Below are 26,623 nucleotides of genomic sequence, written 5' to 3'. Positions count from 1 at the left end.
ACATGTCGCCTCGCTTGGTGATGTGGCCCAGGTTGTTCTTGCCCCCGCTGGAGTTCTGCCGCGGGGTCAGGCCCAGCCAGGCGCCGAATTGCGCACCGTTCTTGAATTGCTTGAAGTCACCCACGGTGGCCACCACGGCAGAGGCCGTGACCGGCCCTACGCCCATGAGCTGCTCGGCCTGGCGCACCTGCTCGCTGGCCTTGCCGTGTGCGGCGATACGCTGGTCGCACCAACGCATGTGCTCGTCGAGTTCCTGCCACTGCGCGTAGGCCCGTTGCAGCGCCAACCGGGCGAGGCTGCCGAGCTCGTTGCTGGCGTCTTCCATGGCGTCGGGCAGGGCCTGGCGCAACACCTCAGGTTTTTGGGGGAACACCAGTCCGAACTCCGCAAGCAGCCCTCGGATGCGATTGATGCAGGCCACGCGTTCCTCCTTGAAGCCCTTGCGCAGGCGGTGAATGCACAGCATGCTTTGCTGCTCCACGCTCTTGATGCCCTTCGGCGCCAGAAGCACGTGGTGGCGAACGCGTCTTGGCTCGCCCGGGCATTGACGGTTCACAGCGCGATGGCAGCTTGAGCCTCGCATCCATGTCCTCCGGTTTCTGCATGGCCTGCCTCCAATCGATCCGTTCGGATCGTGGAGCTTGGTCGAAAACGTTGCCTTCGATCTTGGCCTCCTGCCATGAGGGGGTCAATTGCTCATGTCGTCAGCGGGCAGATTGCCGTGTCGCCTCACAATGCGCAAAGTAGCCCGTCTATTCGCGCGCAATCTCCCGCAGGCCGCGGAGCATCATCGCGCCGCCGAGCAGCTTGGCTCCCATCAGCGACTCGCTCGGCTGCCGCCAAGCACACAGAGTTCCCGACGCCGCGAAACGCTCCTTCAGTTCGTCCATGGAATCCGCAGTGTGCAGCGCTGCAAAGAGCGTCGGGGCTGGAGAGCACATAGTCGTCAACCTGAACCTGCTCGATAGACTTGAGCCCGTCCTTCGTGTGGACTCGTGTGCCCTTAACGAAGCACCCACGGACCTGTGACGGACAGCGGATGTTGTCTTCTGACTTGACCAGCTTGGCCGCGACGGAATCGAACAGGGCTTTGCGAAATAGTTTTTTCATTCTCGATCTCATTTGGGATCTTTTTTCGAGAGCCTCGAAATGGAACCTGTAGGCGGAATCCGCCGCTATGTCTTGCTCGAACATCGCGTTTATCGCGCCTCGCGCGCCGGGCAAATCGAAGGCTCACGCGGCGAGCACAGTTGGTCGCATGACGTAGTTCAGCCCGACGAATGCTGCGCTCCGTTGGCGTCCGTTCGCTGTGGCCATCGGGTGATTGACCAAAGTCGCCTTCGCCAGTTGCAGATAAGGTGGCAGAGAGCTCGGCCTCCCATAGACGGGATCGGCAAGGTGGATGAAGGAACGTTTGCCTGTTGCATTTCGCCATCGTGAGCTTGCGCGGCGCGTCCAGGTGATCGATGTGCACTTCGAACGTCGCACCGTCAATCACCGCTGCGATCGACGTCGGCCCATTGGCCGTCTGCAGGTCGATGTATTGCGCCTGGCCCGTGCCATCAGCAACGTCCCACGGTGAAACTGGGCTAGCGACGCTACTTTCGAGCTAGGTTTCGCTTCTGCGCCGCAACGAACCGCACTTTTACGTCGTTGCCTATCGCCCGAAGTTGCGCCGCTTGGGGGCAGCGATCGGCGAAATCTAACACCCTGCTCGTATCTGCAGAGGTCTCTTGCATCCGTCCACGACACATTGTTCTCAAGCAAGCGACTGGCTGATGGCCTGTGCCAGCCCTGCTCCACTGTTCATTCGCGGCGACGAGGCTTGCCTCTTGGCAATGAGGCAGGAGAGAAGTTCGAAAGGCCAAGACTTTCAATCTCTGCGGCGACATGAGCCTGAAGCGCTTGTATTTCTTCCGCGCAAGGCGAATTTGCGTACGCGAGCGTCAGAACTGTCAGTGGGTGGAGACCCAAAACCCGAACCAGCGCATCGATTTTTGTGAGAGTGGGCACGTTTACGCCCCTCTCGAGAATGCTCACATAAGTGCGCGACGAAACCGTGTCAAACGCCTCTTGCGGAATCCCGACAGCGACCCGCGCGGTCCGAAAGGCACGCGGAAAATCGGGCGGTAGAACTGCAGGGACACGGCGGCTTGGCACCGGTCGATTGCCACATATAGAATGGCATAGAGCTACAAAGTATATGACGAATTAATGCACCTCGCTGGGAGCCGTCTGGCGAGTTCCTCAGGTGCCAGTCGACCGTTCTGCATCCTGGATCGATCCATGGTTTATAGACAGTTTGCTTCACCGCTGCCGGTCGCCCGCCCTCTGAAGGTGCCGGTCTCAGTAGCGCGCGTGGTGCCTCGCCGGCCTTCGGCGGTTGCTCGTAGCGAATCTGCGTCTCGCATCGGTGCGCAGGTGAGGGCGCTGCGCATGGCTGCTGGCACCTCGGGGGGTGACTTGGCATCGGTCGCCGGGGTGTCCCGCTCGATGCTCTCGCGCATCGAGCGCGGTCTGGTGTCGCCTTCGGTGGAGACGCTGGACCGCCTCGCAAGTGGGCTGCACGTGCCGGTGTCTCGCTTCTTCGGCGACCAAGCGCGCCGGACCGACTTCTGCCATGTGCCTGCGGGTCGTGGGCTCGTGGTCGACCGCATCGGTGCAGTGGCGGACTACCGATATGAGCTGTTAGGCCATTCGCTGTCGGGCAACCTGTTTGTCGAGCCTTACCTGGTGACTTTGCTGCCCGAGGCGCAGCCGTATGTGACATTCCAGCATCCGGGGCTCAAGTTCCTCCACTTTCTGTCGGGCGAGGTCACGTACCGTTACGGCGCCAAGACCGTCGTGGCGAGAGCAGGGGATTCGCTCATCTTCGATGCGACGGCCTTGCACGGGATCGAGGTCATCCACGCGCGACCGGTGTCGTACCTTTCGGTCGTGTTCACGCTTCGGGAGTGACGCCCTGCTGGTCGTCGGGGCAATCTAGCGGATGTGGCAGAACTGGAGGTGCGCCTTGTTGGTACGCGGTCAGTTAACCACGCCCTTGTTGAGTGAACGATGAGCTGTGAGGCTACGTGCCCATGTAGAGCAACATGGACATGTAGAGATGACAGAGCAGTACGCAGAGTTGAGAAGCCGATTGATTGTGGGGCGCAAGCGTGACGGTCGCGGCGTCTACGACGAAGCTGCCAAGAAGGAATTGATCGTTGCCTGCCTCAAGCAGGGAGTGTGGGTGGCACGCATGGCGATGGAGCACGGTGTCAACACAAACCTTCTGAGGACGTGGATCACGGCTTACCAGCGGCGAAGTGCGCAGGTGCCGACTGGTGACATCGCGCGAACGCACGATGCGGCATTCGTTGCTGTACACGTAGAGGGTGACCAAGATCTGCCTCAGCGCGAGTGTGCAGTGGCGTCGCCCGCGATGGCCCACGCACCCGCTACGGCAGTGGCGGTGATCCCGAATGAGAACTCCTTGACGGCACCGACCCCGATGGTCGGGTTGCAGGTGCGCCTGCCCAACGGCGTGCAGCTCGATCTCGGCGAGACGAGCTTGCAGCAATTGCCGACGCTGGTGCAGATGTTGAGCCGACTTCCATGTTCCGCTTCGACGAAGGGCTGAAGGTCTACCTGCACCGCGAGCCCGTGGACTTCCGCCTGAGCATCAATGGCCTGGCCGTGCTGGTGGAGCAGGCCCTGGGCCTAGACCCGTTCGCCTCGTGCGCGTACGTGTTCAGCAACCGCCGGCGCGACCGGGTGAAGATCCTGGGTTGGGAGCGCAACGGCTTCTGGCTGTTGCTCAAGCGCTTGGAGAAGGACAGGTTCATCTGGCCCTCGGCCGATGTGCTTCCCACGCTGACGGCCGAACAGCTGCACTGGTTGCTCGAGGGCATCGACATCGCGGTGGTGCAACGCCACTCTCGTCTACGCTATTCCAGCGTGGCATGAAGGAAAAATGATGGCGTATGCCGATCTAAGCTGGCGTGTCGCCGCCCGCCACCATCACCGCTGAAGAACTCGCCGCGCTCATTGCCGAGCGCGATGCGCTGGCCGGAGCGCTGCGGGTGGCGACCACCGAGCGTGACCTCGCACTGGAGCGACTGAGGTCGCTGCAGCGCCAGCTGTTCGCGGCCAAGAGCGAAGCCCGCGGCACCGATCAGAAGGACCTGTTCCTCAACGAGGCAGAGGCACTCGCCCCCAGCGGCAAGACACTGCAGGCCGAAGTCGAAGACATAGACGAAGAGGAGTCGACGCCGGTTGCCGGCCATCAGCGCAAACAGCGTGGACGCAAGCCGCTGGACCCTGCGCTGCCGCGCGAGATCGTTCGCCACGAGTTGCCCGAGGACGAGCGCGTATGCGCACACGATGGGCACGCGCTGGTGGAGATCGGTGCCGAGGTCAGCGAGCAGATGGACGTCATCCCCGAGCAGGTGCGTGTCCGACGAGACCACGGTCCAGGTACTGAAGGAGCCTGGGCGCAAGGCACAGACGAAGAGCTTCATGTGGGCGCAGATGAATGGCACGGGTCCACCGGTGCGGCTGTTCGCCTATGCGCCGGGACGCGGCGCCGTGCACGCCGAGAAGCTGTATGCCGGCATCCGTCCCGGCACGACGCTCGTCACTGACGGCTACGAGGTCTACAACGGCATCGCAAAGGTCGGTGGTCTCACGCATCTCGGGTGATGGGTCCACGCCCGCCGGCCGTTCATCAAGGCTGAGGAATCTATACCGAAGGCAGCCCGCTCGCCCAACCAGCTCGCGAGCCGGTTCGTACGGCTCATCGGCAAGCTGTACCGCGCAGAGGCCTTGGCCAAAGGCTGGACGCCTGCACGCCGCTGCGACTGCGTTCGCGCTACCCGCTACCTCGTCGCGCTGTTCAAGAAGCTGCCGCTGGCGCAGACGGTCGATGACTACGAGGCGCTGACGCCCTGGAACATCGAGTTGGGCGCACTGTAGATCGCCCCGCGTATCTCGGTTCTGCCACCACGCGCAAGGGCGTGGTTTATTGCGCGCTTACAAGGAGGAGGCCGCAGGCCGGGGGACATTCGCGGAGAGAAGTACGCGGCGTCCTCTGCACGCGCCCTGAACAGAGCGGCGATGCACAGGGGGGGAAAATCAGCGCAGCGCTTCGACCAAGTCGAGAACCATCCGGTCCCCACCAAACTTCTCGACCCCTTGCGTCAGCAGCGCATCCACAGCCTGCGCAATGCCATGGCTCGAAGCAGACTGCTCCGCCATGTCGTTGTAGTACCCCAGGTCCTTCTTCGCATTCGCCATCGAGAACTTCAGCGAATCGGTGCCACCCGTCAGCAGCTTGGGCTTCACGCGTTCCAGCGCCACGCCGTTGCCGCCGCCCTTGGCCAGCACTTCGACGAACACGTCGGGCTTCACCCCCGCGCGCTCGGCGCACGCAGCCGCTTCGCACAGCAGCGCGACAGTGCCCAGCGACACGAAATTGTGCAGCAGTTTCATCGCATGGCCCGCGCCCGTGCCGCCCACGTGCGTGATGTTCTCGGCAAAGCAGCGCAGCAGCGGCAGGCACGAGTCGAGCACGTCCGCGTCGCCACCCACCAGCAGGTTCAACCGGCCCTCGGCGGCTTCCTTCGCGGTGCGCGTCATCGGCGCATCGAGAAATTTTCCGCCCTTGGCGCTCACCGCTTCGGCCACCTTGGCGGTGGAGGCGGGCACCGCCGTCGAGCAATCGATCACCACCGTCCCCGCGCGCAACGTGCTCAGCGCGCCCTTGTCGCCCAGCATCACCGCTTCCACTTGCGGCGTGCCCGTCACGCACAGGATCAGCACGTCGACCTGCGCCGCCAGCGCGGCCACGTCGGCCATCGACGTGGCGCCGGCCTTCAGCAGCCCGTCGATGGGCTGGTTGCCCGCGTGCTCCAGCACCGTGAGGTGGTGGCCGTGCTTGACGATGTTGCTGGCAATGCCGTGGCCCATCAGGCCGACGCCGACAAGGCCGACCTTGCGCGGGGTTTGTTGTTCAGTGGTGGTCATGGTGTCTGTCATCCGTGCTTGATTGCAATGGTCTTGAGGGTCGTGAAACCGAGCAGGGCCTCAAAGCCCTTCTCGCGGCCGAAGCCGCTCGATTTGACGCCGCCGAAGGGCAGCTCCACGCCGCCCGCCGCACCGTAATTGTTCACGAAGACCTGGCCGCAATGCAGCTTGTGCGCCATGCGCAGCTGGCGGCCGCCGTCGCGCGTCCACACGCCGGCCACCAGGCCGAAGTCCGTGCCGTTGGCCAGGCGCACGGCCTCGGCCTCGTCCCTGAACGGCATCACCGCCAGCACCGGGCCGAAGACCTCGCGCTGCGCCAGCTCGCTGTCGTGCGGCACGTCGCGGAACAGCACGGCCTCCTGGTAGAAGCCGGTGGCCGACGCGTTGGGCGACACCGTGCCGCGCGCCGCCACCTTCAGGCCGCTGGCCTCGGCGGTGGCGACCATGTCGCGCACCTGGCGGAACTGCTTTTCGTTGATGAGCGGGCCCATGTCCAGGTCTTCCGCCGGCGTGCCCGCCTTCACGTTCGCAAAACGCTTGGCCAGGCGCTGCACCACTTCTTCGTAGATCGACTGCTCCACCAGCACGCGGCTGCCCGCCGAGCAGGTCTGCCCGGCGTTCTGGATGATGGCGTTCACCAGCACCGGCTCGGCCGCGTCCAGGTCGGCGTCGGCGAACACGATCTGCGGCGACTTGCCGCCCAGCTCCAGCGTCACCGGGCAGTGGCGCTCGGCCGCGGCCAGGCCCACGCTGCGGCCCGTCATGGTCGAGCCCGTGAACGAGATGTGGTCGATGCCCTTGTGCGCGCACAGCGCCGCGCCGGCTTCCTTGCCGTAGCCCGTCACCACGTTCAGCGCACCGGCCGGAAAGCCCACCTCGGTCGCAATCTCGGCCAGCCGCAGCAGCGACAGGCTGGCGTCTTCGGCCGGCTTCACCACGCAGGCGTTGCCCGCGGCCAGGGCGGCGCCCACGCTGCGGCCCGCGATCTGCATCGGGTAGTTCCAGGGCACGATGTGGCCCGTCACGCCGTGCGGGTTGCGCACGGTCAGCACGGTGTAGCCGCGCTCGTAGGGCAGGGTGTCGCCGTGCAGCTTGTCGCAGGCACCGGCGTAGTACTCCATGTAGCGGGCCAGCGCGGTGGCGTCGTTGCGCGCCACGCGCAGGGCCTTGCCGGTGTCGCGTGCTTCGAGCTGGGCCAGTTCTTCGTGGTTCGCCATCACGGCGGCGCCTAGCTTGGCCAGCAGCCGGCCGCGCTCCAGCGCGGTGGTGGCGCCCCAGGGGCCGTCGAAGTTGTCGCCGATGGCCTGGCGCGCGGCGCGCACGGCGGTGTCGATGTCGGCGGCCGTGCCGCGCGCGATCTCGCCGAACTTCTGGCCGTCGCTCGGGTCGATCACGTCGATGGTGGCGTTGCCTTCGGACGCCACGCGGCGGCCGTCGATGTAGTGGGTTGCGGTCATGTGAGGTGTCTCCTTGGGGTCGGCGTCATTGGACGCCGTCCTGTCATTTCGGTTCCGGCCAGGGTCTTTGCGCGTCGCGGATCTGCTCGAACGCGCGGCTGAACTGCAGCACGCCCAGGTCGTCGAAGCGGCGCCCGGCAATCTGCAGGCCAATGGGCAGGCCCTCGGCCGAGTAGCCGCAGTTGATGGACGCGGCCGGCTGCTCCGACATGTTGTACGGCACCGTGAAGCCGATGTGCTCCAGCGGGCGCATCGGGTCGTTGGTGGGCGAGGCGTGGTCGGCGGGCGCGGGCAGGTTCGGCGACACCGGCGACAGCACGAAGTCGTAGGCCTTGGTGGCGGCCACGGTGGTGGCGCGCGTGGCGATGAACTGGCTGTAGGCGTCGAAGATGTGCGCGCCCGAGAAGCCGGCCGCGCTCTCGGCCCACTCGCGGATGTAGGGCAGGATCTTCGCGCGCTGCTCCGGCGTCATGGCCTGCATGTCGAGGCACGAGCGCATGCGCCAGAAGTGGTCCATGCCCTGCAGCATCTTGGGCGTCATGAAGGCCGGGATTTCTTCGATGTGCGCGCCCGCCGCCTCGATGCGTTTCGCGGCCAGGCGAACGGCCGCGGCAATCTGCGGGTCCAGCGGCAGGCCGCAGCCCGCGTCCATGTGCAGCGCCACGCGCTTGCCCTTGATGAACGACGGGTCGACCTCGAAGGCGCTCCAGTCGATGGCGGGCGCGGGCAGTTCCGAATAGTCGCGGTCGTCGGGCTGCGCGACCGAGGCCATCATCAGTGCCGAGTCGGCCACGGTGCGCGTCATCGGGCCGGCGCAGCGGCCCATGTAGGGCGTGCTCAGCGGAATGCGCCCGAAGCTGGGCTTGAGCGTGTAGATGCCGCACCAGCTCGCCGGCAGGCGCAGCGAGCCGCCGATGTCGGTGCCCACGTGCAGCGGGCCATAGCCCGCGGCGGCCGCGGCGCCGGCGCCGGCGCTGGAGCCGCCGGGTGTGCGCGACAGGTCCCACGGGTTGCGCGAGAGTTCATGAAAGCTCGACAGGCCCGACGACAGCATGCCCAGGTCGGGCATGGTGGTCTTGGCGACCAGCACCGTGCCGTCTTGCTTCAGGCGCGCGGCGGGGGGCGAGTCTTGCGCCATCGGCACCAGGTCGTAGGCGGCGGTGCCCAGCGGCATGGGGTCGCCCTCGGTCGCAAGGTTGTCCTTGATGGTCACGGGCACGCCGTCGAGCGTGCCGCGCGGCGTGCCGGCCAGCCAGCGCGCTTCGGAGGCGCGCGCCTGCTCCAGCGCGAGCTCGGGGCGAAACAGCCAGGTGGCGCGCAGCTCGGGCTCGTAGGCGGCAATGCGCTCGTTGACCGAGCGCGCCACTTCCACGGGCGACAGTTCCTTGGCGGCGTAGGCGGCGTGCAGTTCCTGCACGCTCAGGGAATACAACGGCTTCGAAGACGTGGCTTGTGTCATTGCTTCAGCTCCAGGAGATGGCGGCCAGGTCGTTCACCACGATCGGCATGCTCGGCCACAGGCCCTTCACTTCCTTGCGGGCGATGGTCGGGAACACGGCCTGGTACAGGAAGCCGTTGACCGCGTCGGTGGCCAGCAGGCGCTGCGCGTCGGCCAGCAGGTCGGCGCGGCGCTTCTTGTTCTCTTCGTTCTGGATGGAGACGAACAGGTCGCGGAACTTCTTCGAGTCGTAGCCCCAGTAGTAGTCGGCCTCGGTGTACTTCACCAGGTCGAAGGGCTCCACGTGCGCGACCATGGTCAGGTCGAAGTCGTGCGCGCCGCCGAAGGTGCTGTTGAGCCACTGGGCCCATTCCACGTTCTGGATCTTCACGACGATGCCGATCTGCGCGAGCTGCGCCGCGATCATCTCGCCGCCCTGGCGTGCGTACGAGGGTGGGGGCAGCTGCAGGCGCAGTTCCAGCGGCGTTTTCACGCCGGCCTCGGCCAGCAGCTTCTTGGCCTTCTCGATGTCGAAGGGGTTCATGGCCGTGGTGTCGACGAAGCCCGGCGCGCCCATCGCGTAGTGGCTGCCAATGGGCTTGCCGAAGCCGTCGGCCGCGCCCTGGATGATCGCGTTGCGGTCGATGGCCGCCAGGATGGCGCGGCGCACGCGCACGTCGTCCAGCGGCTTCTTGCGGTTGTTGATCGTCAAAATCACCTTGCCGCGCGTGCCCACCTCGATGACCTGGAAGCGCGCGTTGCCCTTGAACTGCGCCACCGAGCGCGTGCCCGCGCGCGGAAAGATGTCGATGTCGCCGGCCATCAGCGCCGCGGTCTGCGCCGCGGTGTCCGACATGAAGCGGAACACGAAGCGCTCGGTCTTCGCCAGCCCCGGGTCGCGAAAGGTCGGCGACTTCACCAGGGTGCACGAGGCGCCGCGCTGCCAGGCCGAGAGCTTGTACGGGCCGGTGCCCACCGGCGCGGTGGCGTTGGTGTCGGCGCTCTTGGGCTCGACCAGGCAGGCGGTCGACTGGCCCAGCATGAAGGGCAGGTCGGGGTTGGGCAGCGTGCTGTTCACGCCCACCGTGAACTCGTCGAGCACCACGGTGCCGACTTCGCTGAAGAAGCGCTTGTCCTTGTTGGTGCTCTTGGTGCCGCCCGCGCGGTCGAAAGAGAACTTCACCACCGACGCGTTGAAGGGCTGGCCGTTTTCAAAGCGCACGTTCTTGCGCAGCTTGAAGACGAAGGTCTTCATGTCGGGCGACGACGACCAGCTCTCGGCCAGCATCGGCGTGACCGAGCCGTCGGCGTTGACCTTGGTGAGCGTCTCGAAGATGTTGTATTGCGTGATCTCGGCAATGGCCGACGCCGCGCCCGTGGTCGGGTCCAGGCCCGGCGGCTCCAGCGGCATGCCGATGGTCAGCGTGTGCTTGCCCGCTTGCGCGCGCGCCTCGGGCAGGAAGACACCCGGAATTGCCGCGGCCATGGCCGAGGTCATGAGTGTGCGTCGCTTCAACATTCGATAGGTCCTGGAAGTGAGGTGGAAAAGGAAGAACGAAGAAAACGCCCGCCTAGCGCGACGGCGTGTGCAGCACGGCCGACAGCAGCGTGCGCGTGTACTCGTGCTGCGCATGGGCGAACAGGTCGGCGGGCCGGCCGCGCTCCACGATGCGGCCCTTGAACACCACGCACACCTCGTCGCACAGGTGGTTGACCACCGCGAGGTCGTGGCTGATGAGCAGGTAGCTGATGCCGAACTGCTGCTGCAGGTCCTGCATGAGGTTGAGCACCTGCGCCTGCACCGACACGTCGAGCGCGCTGACCGGCTCGTCGGCGACGATGAGCTTGGGCCGCGTGATGAGCGCGCGCGCAATCGCGATGCGCTGGCGTTGCCCGCCCGAGAACTCGTGCGGGTACTTGTCCATGTCGGTGGTGCGCAGGCCGACGGCGGCCAGCGCTTCCGAAGCACGCTCGCGTTGTTCGGCGCGGCTGGTTTCGGCCAGCGCCTCGAGCGGCTCGGCCACGATGCGCGCCACGGTCTGGCGCGGATCGAGCGAGCCGTACGGGTCCTGGAACACCATCTGGAAGTCGCGCCGCGCGGTGCGCAGCTCGCTCTTCGACAGCGTGTGCAGGTCGCGGCCTTCGAGCGAGACGCTGCCCGAGGTGGGCGTGTCCAGCGCCATCACGAGGCGTGCGATGGTCGACTTGCCCGAGCCCGATTCACCGACGATGCCCACGCTCTGGCCCGCTTGCACGTCGAAGCTGACGCCGTTGAGCGCCTTGACGGTCGGTGGCGGGCCGAAGAGCTTTTCGCGCGGCAGCGCGTAGTGGCGGTAAAGGTTGTTCACGGACAGCAGGGGCTGGCCGGGAGCGAGAGCGTTGATGGAAGGCTGGCTCATGCGGAGAGAACCGTGGTGGTGGCCTTGGCGGCATGGGCCTCCAGCGCGGCGATTTCACCCAGCCGCAGGCAGCGCACCGTGTGGTCGTTCGGCAGCAGCGTGGCTTGCGGCCGCGTGCCGTGGCACAGCTCGATGGTGTGGGCGCAGCGCCCCGCGAAGGCGCAGCCGCGCGGCATGTCGACCAGCTCGGGCACGCTGCCGCGAATGGTGGGCAGCCGCCCGGCGCGAACGGCACCCAGCGCGGGCCGCGCCGCGAACAGGCCGCGCGTGTAGGGGTGGGCGCGGCCCGCGAAGACCGTGCCGGTCGGCCCGCTCTCCACGGCGCTGCCGCCGTACATCACGAGCATGCGCTGCACGCTGTTGGCGATCACGCCCAGGTCGTGCGAGATCAGGATCAGCGCCATGCCCATCTCCTTGACCAGCCCCTGGATCAGGTCGAGCACCTGCTTCTGGATGGTCACGTCGAGGGCCGTGGTCGGCTCGTCGGCAATCAGCAGGTCGGGGCCGCAGGCCAGCGCCATGGCGATGCCGATGCGCTGGCGCTGGCCGCCGGAGAACTGGTGCGGATACGCATCGAGCCGCGAGGCCGCGTCGGGAATGCCCACGCGGTCGAGCAGGTCCAGCGCCTCCTTGCGCGCCTGCGCCTTGCTGAGCCCGCGGTGCAGCTGCAGCGGCTCGCCGACCTGGCGCGCGATGGTGTGCACCGGGTTCAGCGCCGTCATCGGCTCCTGGAAGATCATGCCGATGCGGTTGCCGCGCACCTGGCACATCTGCTTCTCGGGCAGGCCGACCAGCTCTTGCCCGTCGAGCTTGATGCTGCCGGTGACCTTCGCGCTGGAGGGCAAGAGGCCCATGAGCGACATCACGGTGATCGACTTGCCGCAGCCCGATTCGCCGACGATGCCCAGCGTTTCGCCGCGCTCCAGCGAGAACGAGATGCCGCGTACGGCCTGCGCCGGACCGCGCTGCGTTTGCAGGCCGATCTGGAGGTTGTTGACTTCGAGGAGGGGCATCTTGTTCTCGTGGTCTTAGCGCGCGCGGGCAAGGCGGGGGTCGAGCAGGTCGCGCAGGCCGTCGCCCAGCATGTTCAGGCCGAGCACGGCCAGCGCGATCGCCATGCCGGGGAACACGGCCAGCAGCGGCTGCTGGAACATGAGCGTCTGCGCTTCGCTGAGCATGCGGCCCCACGAAGGTTGTGGCGGCTGCGTGCCCAGGCCCAGGTAAGACAGCGCGGCCTCGGCCAGGATCGCGATGGCGAAGCGGATGGTGATCTGCACGATCAGCACGGCCGAGATGTTCGGCAGCACGTGCTGCATGGTGATGGCGAAGCCGCCCTTGCCGCAGGCGCGCGCGGCGGCCACGTACTCGCGCGACCAGATGGCGTTGGCCGAGGCGCGCGTGATGCGCGCGAAGGTCGGAATGTTGTAGATGCCGATGGCCACGATGGCGTTGACGATGCCCGCGCCGAACACCGCCGTCATCATGATGGCCGAGAGAATGGCCGGGAAGGCGAGCGTGAAGTCCGACAGGCGCATCACCGCTTCCTCGACCCAGCCGCGCTTGGCGGCCGCGAGCAGGCCCAGCGCGGTGCCGACGACCAGGCCGATGCCCACCGCGATCACGCCGACCAGGATGGACGCGCGCGCACCCACCAGCAGCAGCGAAGCCACGTCGCGCCCGAAGGCGTCGGTGCCCAGCCAGTGCGAGGCCGACGGCGCCTGCATCTTGTTGGCCATGTCCATCGCGTAGGGCGACCACGGCGTCCACACGAAGGAGACGAGGGCCGCGAGCAGCAGCAGGGCGGCGAGCACGGCGCCGATGACGAAGCTGCGGTGGTGCAGCGCCCGGCGCCAGAAGCCCGGGACCTTGAGCGCGGCGGCGCTCGGTGCGGTGATGGCGTTCATATGTCGCTGGCCTTGATGCGCGGGTCGATCACGGCGTAGAGCACGTCGACCACGAAATTCACGATGACCACCATGGCCGCGAGCAGCATCACGCAGTTGCGCACCACGATCAGGTCGCGGTTGCTGATGGCCTGGAAGATGAGGCGGCCCAGCCCTGGCAGGTAGAACACGTTCTCCACCACGATGGTGCCGGCCAGCAGTTCGGAAAACTGCATGCCCATGACGGTGATGACCGGAATCATCGCGTTGCGCAGCACGTGGGTCCACAGCACCATGCGCTGCGACACGCCCTTGGCGCGCGCGGTGCGCACGAAGTCCTCGCGCATCACCTCGAGCACCGCCGAGCGCGTGATGCGGGCCAGGATGGCCGCTTGCACCACGGCCAGCGACAAGGCCGGCAGCAGCAGCGACTTGACGCCCGCGAAGAAGCCTTCGCCCCAGCCCTCGAAGCCTCCAGCGGAGAACCATTGCAGCTTCACTGAGAACACGAGGATCAGCAGGATCGCGAACCAGAAATTCGGAATGGCGATGCCGATCTGCGCCGCACCCATGAGGCCGACGTCGCCCAGCTTGTTGTGGCGCGCAGCGGCTGTCACGCCGACGAGCAGCGCGATGACCACCGTGAAGGCCATGGCGAGCATGGCGAGTGGCACCGTCAGCGCCAGGCGTTCCAGGATCAGGTCGAGCACCGGCGAGCTGTAGGCATAGCTGTCACCCAGGTTGCCGGTGAGCAGGCCGCCGATCCAGTGCCAGTAGCGTGTCCATGCCGGCAGGTCGAGGCCGAGCTTCGTGGCCAGGGCGGCCACGGCTTCGGGGGAGGCGTCGGGTCCCATGAGCATCTGCGCGGCATTGCCGGGCAGGATCTCGAGGACGAGGAAAACGATGATCGATGCGCCGACCAGCGTGCCGAGCAATGTCAGCGTGCGCTTCAGCAGGAACAGGCCCATGGTCAGTGACTCCGCTGTGCGTTGGGATTCGAGGGGCAGGCGTTTTTGACGTTGATGTTCAGGGCGTGTGAACAGGCCGCCGGGTACTTCCCTCCGCGAATGTCCCCCGGCTTCGCCTCCTCCTTGATTTCGCTGCGGGAAGCACCCGGCGCCCTGTTCACCCGGGCACGCTGCGAGTGGACCGCGATCGGCGACCGCCACGACCAACGACCGCGCCCCGAACGACGCGGCTCACGACAAACAGCACACGCCAAAAAAGGCTTCATGCCGAAATGCATTCGGCAATGGCACGCCCCACGTCCACGGTGTTGGCCGTACCGCCCATGTCCCGCGTGCGCGGACCTTCGCTCAGCACGGTCTCGATGGCCGAGATGACGGCGGCCGAGGCTTGCGCGTACACCGGGTCGTTGTTGCCCAGGTGGTCGAGCATCAGCGCGGCCGACCAGATCTGGCCGATGGGGTTGGCGATGCCCTTGCCCGCGATGTCGGGCGCCGAGCCGTGCACCGGCTCGAACAGCGAGGGGAACTTGCGCTCGGGGTTCAGGTTGGCCGACGGCGCGATGCCGATGGTCCCGGTACAGGCCGGGCCCAGGTCCGACAGGATGTCGCCGAACAGGTTGGAGGCCACCACCACGTCGAACCAGTCGGGGTGCTGCACGAAGTGCGCGCACAGGATGTCGATGTGGTACTTGCTCGTGGCGATGTCCGGGTGGCGCTTGGCGATTTCCGCGAGGCGCTCGTCCCAGTAGGGCATGGTGATCGAGATGCCGTTCGACTTGGTGGCGGCCACCAGGTTCTTGCGCGGGCGGCGGCTGGCGAGCTCGAACGCGTATTCGATGATGCGGTCCACGCCCACGCGGGTGAACACGGCTTCCTGAATGGCCATTTCGCGCGGCGTGCCTTCGAACAGGCGTCCGCCCACCGAGGTGTATTCGCCTTCGGTGTTCTCGCGCACCACCAGGAAGTCGATGTCGCCGGGCTTGCGGTGCGCCAGCGGGCCGGGCACGCCGGGCATCAGGCGCACGGGGCGCAGGTTGACGTACTGGTCGAAGTCGCGGCGGATCTTGATGAGCAGGCCCCACACCGCGATGTGGTCGGGCACCTTGGCCGGGTCGCCCACGGCACCGAAGTAGATGGCGTCGTGGCCCTGGATCTTGTCGGCCCAGTCCGCCGGCATCATCAGGCCGGTGCGCACGTAGTGGTCGCTGCCCCAGTCGAAGTGGTCGTACGAAAAGTCGATGCCGAAGCGCCGGCCGACCGCGTCGAGCACGCGCAAACCTTCGGGCATGACCTCGACGCCGATGCCGTCTCCGGGAATGACGGCAATCCTGTGCTTTTTCTGCATTGACTCAACCTGTTCCAAATTCGTTGCGGTGGGGGCGCCTGCGCTCGTGAGACAGGACCAGGCAAAAATTCTAGGATGTGGTCGACAGCAGGCCGATGGGGTTGGCACCCAAGGTGCATTGACAAAATCAGAAGGTTCGCAAGGCCGCTTTCGCTTGATGGCATTGAATTTGGCTGTCACGAAACTGACTTTGACTTCTACAAATTAGAAGGCTTGGAACCCCGGCGTACCGTGGGCTCGGCGGCCTGAGCGCAGGGTTCAGCGCGGGGTTCATGAAGGCTTGCTGAACTTGCCCGCCGCGGCCCGGCGGATACTCCGCCGCGCTCGCAAAGTTCGGCGCCCAGTTCGCCGCCCGGAGATCCATGACCCCCCTGACCGTCGCCACCCAGGCCATCGCCCGGCGCGCCAAAGGCTGGCTGCAGCCTTCGCTGCTGCGGCGGCTGCTGCTCGCGCAGATTGGCGTGGTCGCGCTGCTGTGGGGCGCGACGGTGGCGCTGTTCCTGTACGACTCCAACAAGCTGACGGAGCTGGTGCGCTACGACAAGGTCTTTGCGTGCGTCATCGAGGCAGCGCAGCACCTGGCGCACGACCCCGCGCGCCAGCAGGCGACGCTCAAGGCCTTCGACCTGGCGCTGCTCGAGACCTCGGGCGACTTCAACTCCGAGACCGACAAGGCGCCCGTGATGCAGGTGTGGCAGCGGGGGCGGCTGATCTACAACTCCACCGAGGCCATGCCGGCGATGCAGACCTCGGCGCCGGGGCGCATCGAGAACATCCGCATCGGCCACCGGCTATGGCGCGCGCGCACCATGAGCTCGCCGCTGCTGGACACGCGCGTGCTGCTGGCGGAGCCCGATTTTCTGCGGCTGAACTTCACCATCGAGACGCGCAGCTACTACCTGCTGCCGCTGGGCATCAGCCTGCCGATCCTGGTGTTTCCGGCGTGGCTGTCGGTGCTGCTGGCGCTGCGCCCGTGGCGGCAGGTGACGCAGGAGACCGCCGCGCGCGGCCCGGCCGACCTGTCGCCGCTGTCGTTCGAGCCGCCGCACAAGGAGCTGCAGCCGCTGGTGCGCGGCATCAACGGCCTGCTGCGCAGCCTGCGCGAGCGCAACGCGCGCGAGCGCGGGCTGATTGCCGACGCCGCCAACGAACTGCGCACCCCGCTGGACGCCATGCGCGTGAACGTCGAGGCGCTGAAGGCGCAGACCGCCGACCGCGGCCAGCGCGAGCTGATGGCCAACCTGCTGCGCAGCAACGACCGGGCGTCGCGCCTGGTGGGACAACTGCAGCAGCTGATGCGCAGCGACGAGATGCCGCAGGACGCCACACCCGTCGTGCTGGCGTTCGACGTGCTGGTGCGCGAACGCATCGCGCTGATCGACAGCCTGGCGCACGCGCGCGGCATCGCGATCGATTTCGTGCATCCAGGCGGCGAGGCAGATGTGCCTGTGTTCGGCGAGCGCGAGAGCCTGATCTCGATGGTGAGCAACGTGGTGGAAAACGCCGTCAAGTACAGCCCCGATGGAGGCCGGGTGACGGTGCATGTCTTTCGCGAAGCGGGTCAGGCGGTGCTGCGCGTGACGGACCAGGGCCCGGGCATTCCGCCGGCCTTGCGCGAACGCGTGTTCGACCGCTTCTTTCGCAACCCGGACCAGACGCAGTCGGGCAGCGGGCTGGGGCTGGCGATCGTGCGGGCGGTGCTGCGGGAGCACGGGGGCGAGGTGGTGTTGGAGGATGGGGAGGGGAACGGTGAGGGAAGAGGTTTGTGCGTGACCGTGCGGCTGCCGTTGTCTGTCGGTTGATGCGGCCTTGCTCGTGCCGCCTTGCGCTCCCCCCGCGCGTGCGTACCATGGCCCGATGCGAACACTCTCACTCCCCACCGGCGGCGAGATGCCGGTCCTGGGCCTCGGCACCTGGCGCATGGGCGAAGACGCGGGCCGCCGCGCGGCCGAGGTCAAGGCCGTGCGCGAGGCCATCGTGCTGGGCTACCGGCTTATCGACACCGCCGAGATGTACGGCGAAGGCGGCGCGGAAAGCGTGCTGGGCCAGGCCATCGGCGAGGCCCTGCGCGCGGGCGACGTGCGGCGCGAAGCGCTCTTCGTCGTCAGCAAGGTCTACCCGCACAACGCCAGCCGCAACGGCACGCGCGCGGCCTGCGAGCGCAGCCTGCAGCGCCTGGGGCTGGACGCCATCGACCTTTACCTGCTGCACTGGCGCGGCAACCACCCGCTGCGCGACACCGTCGCGGCCATGCAGTCGCTGGTGGCCGAAGGACGCATCGCGCACTGGGGCGTGAGCAACTTCGACACCGACGACATGCAGGAGCTGGCGCGCACCGTGGGCGACGGCCCGGGCTGCGCGGCCAACCAGGTCTACCTGTCTTTGGGGGAGCGAGGGCCCGAGTTCGATCTGCTGCCCTGGCAGCGCGAGCGCGACATGCCGTTGATGGCCTACAGCCCGATCGACCAGGGTGCGCTGGCCGACGACGACGGGCTGGCGGAACTGGCCGCGCGCCTGGGCGTGACGGCGGCGCAGCTGGCGCTGGCGGCGGTGATCGCGCGGCCCGGGGTGGCGGCGATCCCGAAGGCGGTGCGCAGCGCGCACCTGAAGGAGAACCTGGCCGCAGCCGAATTGAAGCTCGACGCGGCAACGCTGGAAGCGCTGGACCGCCTGCACCCACCGCCGCGGCGCAAGAGGCCGCTGGCGATGATCTAGCGAGCGCTCAAGCGCCCAAGGTCTCGAGCGAGCGACGGGTGCCCGCGACGGGCGCCCAGTCGCTCGTCAATGCGCCTCGGCCTGCTTCGCCGCCGCGATCACAGCCTGCTCGTCGTGCTTCGCCCCGTTCAAGAACAGGTTCAGCAGCACCGCCGCAATCGACGCCAGCAGAATGCCCGACTCGATCAGCGAGTGGATCGCGTGCGGCATCCATTGCTTGAAGTTGGGCGCGATCAGCGGGATCATGCCCACGCCGATCGACACCGCGACGATCATCGCGTTGTGGCGGTTGGTCTTGAAGTCCACGCCCGACAAGATGCGGATGCCCGTGGCGGCCACCATGCCGAACATGACGAGGCCCGCGCCCCCGAGCACCACGGTGGGCAGCGACTCGACCAGCGCCGCCATCTTCGGCAGCAGCCCCAGCACGATGAGGATCACGCCGCCGGCCACGCACACGTAGCGGCTCTTGATGCCGGTAACCGCCACCAGGCCCACGTTCTGCGAAAAGCTGGTGTACGGAAAGGTGTTGAAGATGCCGCCGATGAGCGTGCCCAGGCCGTCGGTGCGAAGGCCGCGGGCCAGGTCCTGCTGGCTGATCTTGCGCTCGGTCATCTCGCCCAGCGCGAGGAACATGCCGGTCGACTCGATCATCACCACGATCATGATGAGCGTCATCGTCAGGATGAGGATGGGGTCGAACTGCGGCATGCCGAAGTGAAAGGGCAGCACGATGTCGACCCACGCGGCCTTGCCCACCTTCTCGTAGGTCATGAGGCCCGTGACCGAAGCCACCACCGCGCCGATGACGATGCCCAGCAGCACCGAGATGTTGGCGACGAAGCCCTTGGCGTACTTGACGATCAGCAGGATCGACACCAGCACCAGCGCGGCCACGCCGAAGCCCGACAGGTCGGCGTACTTGGGGTTGGGCACGGTCGGCATGATGGCGAAGCCCTTGGGCACCGCGGGAATGGAGCTGCCGGGCGACGTCACTTCGGCCAGCCACTTGGCGTACACCGGGTCGACCAGCGCGGGCGCCGTCGGGCCCACCGGGTTGCCGAAGATCCAGTTGATGCCCACGCGCATCAGGCTGATGCCGATGACCGCGATGATGGTGCCGGTGACCACCGGCGGAAAAAAGCGCAGCATGCGGCTCACCAGCGGCGCGATGAGCATCGACACCACGCCCGCGCCGATGATGGCGCCGAACAGCAGCTGCGCGCCGTTCTGCCCGGGGTTGGCGTTGGCCATGGCGACCATGGGCGCGACGGAGGCAAAGGTGACGCCCATCATCACGGGCAGCTTGATGCCGAAGAACTGCGTGGCGCCCAGCGCCTGGATCAGCGTGGCGATGCCGCAGCAGAACAGGTCGGCCGAGATCAGCAGCGCGACCTCGTCGGGCGAGAGCTTGAGCGCGCGCCCCACGATGAGCGGCACCGCGACCGCGCCCGCGTACATGACCAGCACGTGCTGCAGGCCCAGGGCCGCGAGCTTGCCGGTGGGGAGCCGCTGGTCCACCGGATGCACCGTGGGGACAGGGGAAGAAGTGTCGGCCGTCATCGTGTATCTCCAGTCAGAGAGAAGGCGTGGACGGCGCGCTCGGTGCCGCGTCCACACGTCGTGTACGCGAAACTGTATACAGTTTATGGCCACAATCGCTTCAGGAAAACCCGAGGAAGCGTTGCGACCGGTATCGGCCGCGGAGATGCAAGGATCAGGCCGGCCCCGGGCGCCCCGCTTGCGGCTCGCGCACCGTCAGGCCCGAAGGCGCCTGCTTGGCCTCGTGCTTGGCAATGGCGGCCTGGCCGGCCACGTCTTCCGCATGGCGGAACATGCCCGGCGGGATGCGTACCGCGCCGATGGCCAGCGTGGTGAACGGGGTGAAGCGCACCACGCCGTGGCGGTCTTCGCCCTCGATGCCGCCGGCCTGGCGGGCGGCGTCGTCATACAGGTCGCGCGCCTGGCGGTTGAAGTCGTCGATGACGGCGGCGCAGCGCAGCTGCCAGTCGGGGCTCTGGAACAGCATTAGGAAGTCGTCCCCGCCGATGTGGCCCACGAAGTCGCGGTGGGCGTCGGCGTGCCGGGTGGCCGTGCGCGCCAGCAGCAGGATCATTTCGTCGCCGCGCCAGTAGCCGTAGTGGTCGTTGAACACCTTGAAGTTGTTCAGGTCGGCGTAGCAGGCGACAAAGTCGGCCCCGCCGTCGAGCAGCCGCCCGATGTGGATGTTGACGGGAATGTTCCCCGGCAGGAAGGTCAGCGGGTTGGCATGCCGCGCGGCCTCGATGCGCGCCTCGGTCACGGCGCGCACCAGCTGGTCGCCGGTGCCCAGGCCGACGTAGTGCTTCTTCTCGGTGACCACGAAGCCTTCGCTCAGGTAGCGCTGGTCTTCCGACATCAGGATGCCCAGCAGGTTCTCCACGTTGTCTTCCCGCTCCACCACGCGCGGCGACTGGTTGCCGTACGACAGGCAGGGGCGCCTGCCGTGCACCTCGCGGAAGTACATGCGCGCGTAGTCGTTCATGAACGCCTGGCGGTTGATGAGCGCCACCGGCCGGCCCTGGTCGACCACCGCGAGCGCATGCAGCTCGGGGTGCTTCTGGAAGATGGCCGATACCTCGTCGATGGGCGTGTGCGGCGCCAGCGCGGGCGCCTGGATGACCGACAGGCTGCGCAGCACGTGGGGCTGCGAAGGCTGGGTGGCATGCGGCATCACCGCGATGCGCGTGTCGCGGATGACCTGGGCCACGCTCGCGGGCAGGGCCGGCTGCAGCGTGGGCGCCGGCTGGCCCAGCAGGAAGCCCTGGCCGTGGGCAATGCCCAGGTCGCGCAGCACGCGCAGGTCCTTGGCGTCTTCCACGCCTTCGGCCACCAGCTCGGTGCCCATGGCGTGGCCGAAGGCGACCACCGCGCGTACCAGTTCCACGCTTTGCGGGCAGCTCGCGATGCCGCGCGTGAGCTGCTTGTCGAGCTTCACGAAGTCGGGCTTCAGCTCGCGCCAGCGCCGCAGGTTGGAATGCCCCTCGCCGAAGTCGTCGAGCGCCAGCCGCGCGCCCATGGCGTGCAGCGCCTGCACCGCGCGCGGCAAGGCTTCGGGGTTGCCGTTGGCCGGGTGCTCGGTGAGCTCGACCGTGACGTCGCGCGCCGGAATGTCGTGCTGCGCCAGCAGGCGCGCGAGCCAGCAGGCCGAGCCCACGCCGCCCATGGCCGCGGTGAGCGCGTCGGGGCTCAGGTTGACGAACAGGCGGCCAGGGGCTTTCAGGCGGCCCCACTCGGCCAGCACGATTTCCACGCACTGCAGCTCGAACTCGGTCAGCCTCGACTCGCTGGCCGCGAGCGCCAGCAGCGCCTCGGGGTGGTGCAGCGCAGTGCTGGCGGGGCCGCGAATGAGTGCCTCGTGGCCGAAGATCGTGCCCTGCCGCAGGTCCACGATGGGCTGGAAGAAGGGGAGGATGGCGGGGTGCGATGCGTTCGCGTCGCTGGGCCGAGGTTGCCGGGGCATGCTGGGGAGTGGGTTCAACGGTGGCGGTTCCGCGCAAGACTCGTGGCCCATCCGGGGTGCAGCATGACGGGGTTATATGACAGTGGCGGCCTGGGGGGCAGGGCGGCTGGGCGCGGGGCGGATCGCTCGCCGCTCAGGCCAGCAGCGCCTTCACCAGGTCGAGCTGCCGGTCGGGCTTGCCGGTTTCCAGCGCCAGGCTGGCCTCGATGCGCAGCAGGTGCTCGTTCATGTGGGCCACGGCGCCTTCCACCTCGCCCTTGCGGCACAGGCGCAAGAACTCGGCGTGCTCGTCCGACGAGCAGTGCGGGTCGTTCGACGAGTGGTACAGCATGGCGATCAGCGAGCTGCGCGCCACCAGCTCGCGCACCAGCTCGGCCAGCGTGTGGTTGCCGGTGGCCTCGGCCAGCGCCACGTGGAAGTCGCCCAGCAGCTTCTCGCGCACGGTGCCCATGGTGGTGGACTGGCGCAGCGCGGTGCGCTCGAACTTGATGTGCTGCTCCAGCGCCTGGTAGTCGCGCGGCCGCGCCGCGGCGATGAACAGGCGCACCACCTCGCTCTCGAGAATGCGGCGCACCGCGAACACCTCGCGCGCTTCTTCCACCGAGGGTTGGCACACGAAGGCGCCCTTGTCGGGAATCATCTCGATGAGCTTGTCCTTCGACAGCATCAGCAGCGCGGCGCGCACCTTGGTGCGGCTCACCGAATACACCCGGCCCAGCGCCTCTTCGCGCAGCCAGGTGCCGGGGGGCAGGCGCTTCTCGACGATTGCCGTGGCAATGTCGTTGGCGATGCTTTCGATGGACGTGTTCCTGTCGGCCGGCGCCCCGGTCTCGGCCGGGGCGGCATCTGTAGGGCCGCCAGGGCCGACGGAACCGGAAGGGAGTGGAGATTTGGAACTTGCGCGGGGCATGCGCGGATTGTGGCCTAGCCCTGGGGCGGCGCGAGCGTGAAGCCCTCCAGCGAACCGATCATCCGCTTGGGCAGCGGCCGGGCGAGCTCGCCGCGCTTGCTGGTGCGCAGCCGCAGCGTGACCAGCGACTCGATCAGCTTGGTGCCCGCCGCCACGCCGTCGATCACCGGCACGCCGAGCACGCTTTCGATGTGCGCGCACAGGTCGGTCATGCCGGCGCAGCCGAGCACGATGCAGTCGGAGCCGTCTTCTTCGAGCGCGCGCCGGCATTCCTCGACGATGCGCTCGCGGGCGTTGGAGCCCGGTTCTTCCAGCTCGAGCACCGGCAGCTCGCAGGCGCGCACGTTGGCGCAGAAGCGCTCCATGCCGTAGATCTCGGCCAGGTGCCAGGCCTGCCCGATGGTGCGGCCCAGCGTGGTCACCACGCTGAAGCGGCTGCCGATCATGCTGGCCAGGTGCATGGCCGCCTCGGCGATGCCCACCACCGGGCCGCGCGCCAGCTCGCGTGCCGCCTTCAGGCCCGGGTCGCCGAAGCAGGCGATCACGTAGCCGTCGACGCCGTCGCGCTCGCCCGCCGCAATTTCCTGCAGCAGGCCCGGCACGGCCAGCGCCTCGTCGTAGTGGCTCTCGATGGACACCGGCCCCATGGCCGGGCTGACCGCGACGATTTCCGTGCCGGCGTGCGCCACCGCGCGGGCGCAGGCACCGATCTTCTCGGTCATGCTCCAGGTGGTGTTGGGGTTGATGAGCTTGATGCGCACGGGGCGGCCCTTTCTGTTTCAGTTCAAAGCTTGTTGTTGCGGTTCAGCAGCACGTACAGGACGAAGCCCAGGCCCATGCCGATGAACCATGCGTAGTTGGCGGCGCCGCGCAGCGTCGGCACCATCACGCAGAGGATGGGCACCAGCGCGGCCGGCACCAGCGCCATGATCGCCTTCGGGTTGTAGCCGCCGCTGTACCAGTACTCGCCCTTCGGGCTCATGGTGTACAGCGCGTCCACGTCGATGCGCTGCTTGCGCACGATGTAGTAGTCGGCAATCAAGATGCCGAACAGCGGGCCGATGAACGAACCCAGCACGTCCAGCGTGTAGTGGATGACTTCGGGGCTGTTGTAGAGGTTCCATGGCGTGAGAAACACCGAACCCACAGCAGCAATCATGCCGCCCGTGCGCCAGCTGATGTGCTGCGGCGCCACGTTGGAGAAATCGAAGGCTGGCGACACGAAGTTGGCCACGATGTTGATGCCGATGGTGGCGATCATGAAGGTCAGCGCGCCCAGCACCACGGCGGTGGTGCTGTCGATCTTGCCCACGGTGTGCACCGGGTCGGTGATGAGTTCACCGAAAACAGGCAGCGTGGCCGCCGTGGTGATGACCGTCAGCAGCGAGAAGAAGACGAAGTTGACGGGCAGGCCCCAGAAGTTGCCCTTCTTCACCGCGTCGAAGCTCTTGCCGTAGCGCGAGAAGTCGCCGAAGTTGAGCATCGGGCCGCTGAAGTAGCTCACCACCAGCGCAATGGCCGAGAGCATGACCGGCAGCGCGTCCCAGCCCTGGAACTTGATGCCGCCCAGGTTCAGGTCGATCTTGCTCCAGCCCGCCTTCCACACCAGCCAGCCGCACAGCACCGCCATGACCACGTACACGGCCGGGCCGGCCCAGTCGATGAACTTGCGGATGGCTTCCATGCCGTGCCAGAACACGAAGGCCTGCAGCACCCACATGACCATGAACGCCACCCAGCCCAGCGTCGACAGGCCCACGAAGCCGTGCTGCGCCACGTCGGCGTACGGTGCCAGGCCCGGGAACATGTGCAGCGCCAGCACCATGAAGGCGGCGGAGGCGAGATATGTCTGCACGCCGTACCAGGCCACCGCGATCAGCCCGCGGATGATGGCCGGAATGTTCGCGCCCAGCACGCCGAAGGGCGCGCGGCACACCACCGGGTAGGGCACGCCCGTCACCTGGCTGGGCTTGGCCACCAGGTTGCAGAAGAACTGCACGATCACGATGCCCACCAGCAGCGACACCAGCACCTGCCAGCTCGACAGCCCCAGCGCGAACAGGCTGCCGGCGGTGATGTAGCCGCCCACGCTGTGCACGTCGGACATCCAGAACGCAAAGATGTTGTATTGACCCCAGGTCTGCTTCTTCAGCGGCGCGAGGTCCTCGTTGGTCAGGCGCGGGTGGTAGCCGGGCTTGATGAGGGCGTTCGATTCCGCGTGCGGCGCAATGCCGGCTTCGCTTGCCCCCGCGGGGGCCTGGCTGACGACTATGCTCATGGTCTTTCCTCGTGCGAGTAGGTAGGGATCGGGACCCGTTTCGACGCGAATTCGGCGCCGTCTTTCGAGTGCGTTATTTGTATACAAAAACTGCACGCAATCAAGACCATTCGGGGAATCATATATCCGTAGATTCCCTGATTGCCGGGCGCCTGCTGCTCTTGAATAAGGTGCGTCGGAAAAATAAGGTGCGTCGAGGCAACGACCTCTTCGTCACACCGGCTGCGAGGCCGAAAACGCCTAGACGGTGGGTTGTCGTCGAGGTCCACACTGATGGCGACCAGCAACAGCCTGGAGTGCTCACTGAGGGGCAGAGAGATGTGTACGACTAGGCAGCGGTCGGCCCCGCCCGCTGCTGTCGGAGGCCTAGTAGCAGATGAAGCGCTGGGAATGCGGTGACTTGTGGCTACGGCAAGGGCGTGGCGCCGTTCCGGGAATTCATGGTGCGGCAAACGCGAGAGGCGGACCTGGCACTGATGGTCGAGTTGTCGAAGGCACCGACGCCGAAGTCGATGGCTGACATCAGCAATGTGCAGCTCATTCCGTCGTTCATGCTCTCGGAGCTGCGCGCCGCGTTTCAGATCGGTTTCGTCATCTTCTTGCCGTTCTTGCTGATCGACCTGATCGTCTCGAGCATTCTCATGGCTCTGGGCATGATGATGATGCCACCGACGACGATTGCCTTGCCGCTGAAGATCCTGATGTTCATCCTCGTCGACGGCTGGAGCCTCGTGCTCAAGGCGTTGGTAGGCAGCTTCCACTGAGTCATGGCCCTCATTTCGCATTGAGACACTCATGGCACGCTTGAGCTCTGCATTGTCTTCCACGCCCGTTCGGTTTTCCGGCGCTGCGGTGGATGTTGCTGCGCCGCGTGATGTCCCGGAATCTTCATCGGAAGGCCTGGACCTTGTTGCGCCACTCTGGACTCGTTGGCGCGGCGACAGCGATGAGGCAGCGCGCGACCTGCTGATCCGGCACTATCTGCCCTATGCGCGGATGATGGCAGCCACCGTCTATGGCCGCCGCACGCACGACGACGTCGAGTTCGAGGACTACCTGCAGCTTGCGAGGATCGGACTGGTAGAGGCCGTGGATCGTTTCGATCCGTGCCAAGGAGCCCAATTCAAGACCTTTGCATCCAAACGCGTACAAGGCTCGATCTTGAATGGGCTCGTTCGCTTGACTGAGAAAAATCAGCAGATCAGCGTGCGCACTCGGCTGCAGCAAGAGCGGATCGCGGCCATCAAGGAAGCCGCAGCTCAAGACCACATCCACGGATCCGAGGGAGAAGGACGCTCAGCCGCACCTGATGCGCTTAGCGCCGACAAATTGTTCAAGTACCTCGCCGAGGTCGGCATCGGCATCGCGCTGGGCGTGTTGCTGGAAGACACTGGCATGGTCGATGCGGAAGCGTTCGACAGCGAAGCTGGCTCGCATGCAGTCTCGCCTGAGGTGAGCTACTTCCGAAAGACCGAGATTCGCCAGTTAGGTACCGTCTTGCGGGGTCTGGTCGATCAGCTGACTGACCAGCAAAAGACGGTCATCCGTCACCATTATCTGCAAGAGATTCCGTTTGACGAGATCGCCTCGCGAATGAACGTCACGCGCGGGCGCATTTCTCAGTTGCATCGCCAGGGACTCCTGCGTCTGCGCGAACTCCTGGACAAGGACTCCAGGCTCGATGTGTCGCTATGACACGCGGGTCACTCCATCCACTTTCTG

At 66.7% G+C, this 26,623-nt stretch carries 22 protein-coding genes and 2 pseudogenes; 8 read left to right on the top strand and 16 right to left on the bottom strand.

All coding sequences use genetic code 11. The features are described from left to right. Both QTI51_RS26995 and QTI51_RS26990 read right to left on the bottom strand, forming a co-directional pair. Nucleotides 1–490: pseudogene (locus QTI51_RS26995) on the bottom strand (IS110 family RNA-guided transposase); the annotation flags it as partial. Nucleotides 491–752: 262 nt separating this feature from the next. Continuing rightward, complete coding sequence (locus QTI51_RS26990; protein WP_286516815.1) at nucleotides 753–890, bottom strand: hypothetical protein; 138 nt, start codon at nucleotides 888–890, stop codon at nucleotides 753–755. 1,531 nt (nucleotides 891–2,421) lie between these two features. Here QTI51_RS26990 and QTI51_RS26980 point away from each other — a divergent pair. From QTI51_RS26980 to QTI51_RS26965, 4 genes and pseudogenes are all read left to right on the top strand, one after another. Then, nucleotides 2,422–2,958, top strand: a complete 537-nt coding sequence (locus QTI51_RS26980) for a helix-turn-helix domain-containing protein (RefSeq protein ID WP_286516827.1) — start codon at nucleotides 2,422–2,424, stop codon at nucleotides 2,956–2,958. Nucleotides 2,959–3,106: 148 nt separating this feature from the next. Beyond that, the gene (locus QTI51_RS26975; protein ID WP_286516812.1) at nucleotides 3,107–3,622 is read left to right on the top strand and encodes a transposase; all 516 of its coding nucleotides are present in this window, start codon (nucleotides 3,107–3,109) and stop codon (nucleotides 3,620–3,622) included. Next, nucleotides 3,598–3,948, top strand: coding sequence for an IS66 family insertion sequence element accessory protein TnpB (gene tnpB / locus QTI51_RS26970; RefSeq protein ID WP_286516811.1), 351 nt, complete (start codon nucleotides 3,598–3,600; stop codon nucleotides 3,946–3,948). The genes QTI51_RS26975 and tnpB overlap by 25 nt, the downstream gene beginning before the upstream one ends. 35 nt (nucleotides 3,949–3,983) lie before the next feature. Next, nucleotides 3,984–4,856 (top strand): annotated as a pseudogene (locus QTI51_RS26965) (IS66 family transposase); the annotation flags it as partial. 259 nt (nucleotides 4,857–5,115) lie between these two features. Here the strand turns inward: QTI51_RS26965 and QTI51_RS26960 are convergent. The 9 genes from QTI51_RS26960 to QTI51_RS26920 form a co-directional block, all read right to left on the bottom strand. Continuing rightward, nucleotides 5,116–6,006, bottom strand: a complete 891-nt coding sequence (locus tag QTI51_RS26960) for an NAD(P)-dependent oxidoreductase (RefSeq protein ID WP_286516810.1) — start codon at nucleotides 6,004–6,006, stop codon at nucleotides 5,116–5,118. Between the two features lie 8 nt (nucleotides 6,007–6,014). After that, nucleotides 6,015–7,463, bottom strand: a complete 1,449-nt coding sequence (locus QTI51_RS26955) for an aldehyde dehydrogenase family protein (protein ID WP_286516809.1) — start codon at nucleotides 7,461–7,463, stop codon at nucleotides 6,015–6,017. Between the two features lie 43 nt (nucleotides 7,464–7,506). Beyond that, nucleotides 7,507–8,922, bottom strand: a complete 1,416-nt coding sequence (locus QTI51_RS26950; protein WP_286516807.1) for an amidase — start codon at nucleotides 8,920–8,922, stop codon at nucleotides 7,507–7,509. Nucleotides 8,923–8,926: 4 nt separating this feature from the next. Continuing rightward, nucleotides 8,927–10,420 (bottom strand): ABC transporter substrate-binding protein, encoded by a 1,494-nt coding sequence (locus tag QTI51_RS26945; RefSeq protein WP_286516806.1) that lies wholly within the window; start codon nucleotides 10,418–10,420, stop codon nucleotides 8,927–8,929. Nucleotides 10,421–10,472: 52 nt separating this feature from the next. Beyond that, complete coding sequence (locus QTI51_RS26940) at nucleotides 10,473–11,300, bottom strand: ATP-binding cassette domain-containing protein (protein WP_286516805.1); 828 nt, start codon at nucleotides 11,298–11,300, stop codon at nucleotides 10,473–10,475. Continuing rightward, nucleotides 11,297–12,313, bottom strand: coding sequence for an ABC transporter ATP-binding protein (locus QTI51_RS26935; RefSeq protein WP_286516804.1), 1,017 nt, complete (start codon nucleotides 12,311–12,313; stop codon nucleotides 11,297–11,299). The genes QTI51_RS26940 and QTI51_RS26935 overlap by 4 nt, the downstream gene beginning before the upstream one ends. A 15-nt stretch (nucleotides 12,314–12,328) precedes the next feature. Next, a complete protein-coding gene (locus QTI51_RS26930; RefSeq protein ID WP_286516803.1) occupies nucleotides 12,329–13,204 on the bottom strand; it encodes an ABC transporter permease in 876 nt (291 codons plus the stop codon). Further along, entirely contained in the window at nucleotides 13,201–14,151 is a 951-nt protein-coding gene (locus QTI51_RS26925; RefSeq protein WP_116912122.1) for an ABC transporter permease, read from the bottom strand. The genes QTI51_RS26930 and QTI51_RS26925 overlap by 4 nt, the downstream gene beginning before the upstream one ends. Nucleotides 14,152–14,413: 262 nt before the next feature. After that, entirely contained in the window at nucleotides 14,414–15,496 is a 1,083-nt protein-coding gene (locus QTI51_RS26920) for a tartrate dehydrogenase (RefSeq protein WP_116912121.1), read from the bottom strand. A gap of 362 nt (nucleotides 15,497–15,858) precedes the next feature. Between QTI51_RS26920 and QTI51_RS26915 the strand changes: the two genes are divergently transcribed. Both QTI51_RS26915 and QTI51_RS26910 read left to right on the top strand, forming a co-directional pair. After that, entirely contained in the window at nucleotides 15,859–17,298 is a 1,440-nt protein-coding gene (locus tag QTI51_RS26915; protein WP_286516801.1) for a sensor histidine kinase, read from the top strand. A 55-nt stretch (nucleotides 17,299–17,353) separates the two neighbouring features. After that, nucleotides 17,354–18,211, top strand: coding sequence for an aldo/keto reductase (locus QTI51_RS26910; protein WP_286516799.1), 858 nt, complete (start codon nucleotides 17,354–17,356; stop codon nucleotides 18,209–18,211). A gap of 66 nt (nucleotides 18,212–18,277) precedes the next feature. Here the strand turns inward: QTI51_RS26910 and QTI51_RS26905 are convergent, their stop codons facing one another. The 5 genes from QTI51_RS26905 to QTI51_RS26885 form a co-directional block, all read right to left on the bottom strand. Beyond that, nucleotides 18,278–19,774, bottom strand: coding sequence for a nucleobase:cation symporter-2 family protein (locus QTI51_RS26905; protein ID WP_116912117.1), 1,497 nt, complete (start codon nucleotides 19,772–19,774; stop codon nucleotides 18,278–18,280). 154 nt (nucleotides 19,775–19,928) lie between these two features. Then, entirely contained in the window at nucleotides 19,929–21,713 is a 1,785-nt protein-coding gene (locus QTI51_RS26900) for an EAL domain-containing protein (protein WP_286516797.1), read from the bottom strand. A 133-nt stretch (nucleotides 21,714–21,846) separates the two neighbouring features. Then, nucleotides 21,847–22,623 (bottom strand): GntR family transcriptional regulator, encoded by a 777-nt coding sequence (locus QTI51_RS26895; protein ID WP_286516795.1) that lies wholly within the window; start codon nucleotides 22,621–22,623, stop codon nucleotides 21,847–21,849. A gap of 14 nt (nucleotides 22,624–22,637) precedes the next feature. Further along, nucleotides 22,638–23,384, bottom strand: a complete 747-nt coding sequence (locus QTI51_RS26890) for an aspartate/glutamate racemase family protein (protein ID WP_286516794.1) — start codon at nucleotides 23,382–23,384, stop codon at nucleotides 22,638–22,640. Nucleotides 23,385–23,407: 23 nt separating this feature from the next. After that, nucleotides 23,408–24,901, bottom strand: coding sequence for an NCS1 family nucleobase:cation symporter-1 (locus tag QTI51_RS26885; RefSeq protein ID WP_286516793.1), 1,494 nt, complete (start codon nucleotides 24,899–24,901; stop codon nucleotides 23,408–23,410). A gap of 395 nt (nucleotides 24,902–25,296) precedes the next feature. Here QTI51_RS26885 and QTI51_RS26880 point away from each other — a divergent pair, with 395 nt between their 5' ends. Together QTI51_RS26880 and QTI51_RS26875 are read left to right on the top strand one after the other, a co-directional pair. Beyond that, nucleotides 25,297–25,665, top strand: coding sequence for an EscR/YscR/HrcR family type III secretion system export apparatus protein (locus QTI51_RS26880; RefSeq protein ID WP_286516792.1), 369 nt, complete (start codon nucleotides 25,297–25,299; stop codon nucleotides 25,663–25,665). A 31-nt stretch (nucleotides 25,666–25,696) separates the two neighbouring features. Continuing rightward, on the top strand, nucleotides 25,697–26,596 hold the full coding sequence (locus tag QTI51_RS26875) for a sigma-70 family RNA polymerase sigma factor (protein ID WP_286516791.1): 900 nt from the start codon (nucleotides 25,697–25,699) through the stop codon (nucleotides 26,594–26,596). Nucleotides 26,597–26,623: the final 27 nt, after the last annotated feature.

This window comes from Variovorax sp. J22G73 (genome assembly GCF_030317035.1).
Classification (GTDB): domain Bacteria; phylum Pseudomonadota; class Gammaproteobacteria; order Burkholderiales; family Burkholderiaceae_C; genus Variovorax.
Note: the sequence above shows the minus strand (reverse complement) of the source record. Positions and strands in the feature narration are given on the sequence as shown.

What these genes read in the sequence shown, in the direction of transcription:
- QTI51_RS26990 (WP_286516815.1), bottom strand. Translation starts at nt 890, where the DNA reads ATGGACGAACTGAAGGAGCGTTTCGCGGCGTCGGGAACTCTGTGTGCT.
- QTI51_RS26975 (WP_286516812.1), top strand. Translation starts at nt 3,107, where the DNA reads ATGACAGAGCAGTACGCAGAGTTGAGAAGCCGATTGATTGTGGGGCGC.
- tnpB (WP_286516811.1), top strand. Translation starts at nt 3,598, where the DNA reads ATGTTCCGCTTCGACGAAGGGCTGAAGGTCTACCTGCACCGCGAGCCC.
- QTI51_RS26960 (WP_286516810.1), bottom strand. Translation starts at nt 6,006, where the DNA reads ATGACCACCACTGAACAACAAACCCCGCGCAAGGTCGGCCTTGTCGGC.
- QTI51_RS26955 (WP_286516809.1), bottom strand. Translation starts at nt 7,463, where the DNA reads ATGACCGCAACCCACTACATCGACGGCCGCCGCGTGGCGTCCGAAGGC.
- QTI51_RS26950 (WP_286516807.1), bottom strand. Translation starts at nt 8,922, where the DNA reads ATGACACAAGCCACGTCTTCGAAGCCGTTGTATTCCCTGAGCGTGCAG.
- QTI51_RS26945 (WP_286516806.1), bottom strand. Translation starts at nt 10,420, where the DNA reads ATGTTGAAGCGACGCACACTCATGACCTCGGCCATGGCCGCGGCAATT.
- QTI51_RS26940 (WP_286516805.1), bottom strand. Translation starts at nt 11,300, where the DNA reads ATGAGCCAGCCTTCCATCAACGCTCTCGCTCCCGGCCAGCCCCTGCTG.
- QTI51_RS26935 (WP_286516804.1), bottom strand. Translation starts at nt 12,313, where the DNA reads ATGCCCCTCCTCGAAGTCAACAACCTCCAGATCGGCCTGCAAACGCAG.
- QTI51_RS26930 (WP_286516803.1), bottom strand. Translation starts at nt 13,204, where the DNA reads ATGAACGCCATCACCGCACCGAGCGCCGCCGCGCTCAAGGTCCCGGGC.
- QTI51_RS26925 (WP_116912122.1), bottom strand. Translation starts at nt 14,151, where the DNA reads ATGGGCCTGTTCCTGCTGAAGCGCACGCTGACATTGCTCGGCACGCTG.
- QTI51_RS26920 (WP_116912121.1), bottom strand. Translation starts at nt 15,496, where the DNA reads ATGCAGAAAAAGCACAGGATTGCCGTCATTCCCGGAGACGGCATCGGC.
- QTI51_RS26915 (WP_286516801.1), top strand. Translation starts at nt 15,859, where the DNA reads ATGACCCCCCTGACCGTCGCCACCCAGGCCATCGCCCGGCGCGCCAAA.
- QTI51_RS26910 (WP_286516799.1), top strand. Translation starts at nt 17,354, where the DNA reads ATGCGAACACTCTCACTCCCCACCGGCGGCGAGATGCCGGTCCTGGGC.
- QTI51_RS26905 (WP_116912117.1), bottom strand. Translation starts at nt 19,774, where the DNA reads ATGACGGCCGACACTTCTTCCCCTGTCCCCACGGTGCATCCGGTGGAC.
- QTI51_RS26900 (WP_286516797.1), bottom strand. Translation starts at nt 21,713, where the DNA reads ATGCCCCGGCAACCTCGGCCCAGCGACGCGAACGCATCGCACCCCGCC.
- QTI51_RS26895 (WP_286516795.1), bottom strand. Translation starts at nt 22,623, where the DNA reads ATGCCCCGCGCAAGTTCCAAATCTCCACTCCCTTCCGGTTCCGTCGGC.
- QTI51_RS26885 (WP_286516793.1), bottom strand. Translation starts at nt 24,901, where the DNA reads ATGAGCATAGTCGTCAGCCAGGCCCCCGCGGGGGCAAGCGAAGCCGGC.
- QTI51_RS26875 (WP_286516791.1), top strand. Translation starts at nt 25,697, where the DNA reads ATGGCACGCTTGAGCTCTGCATTGTCTTCCACGCCCGTTCGGTTTTCC.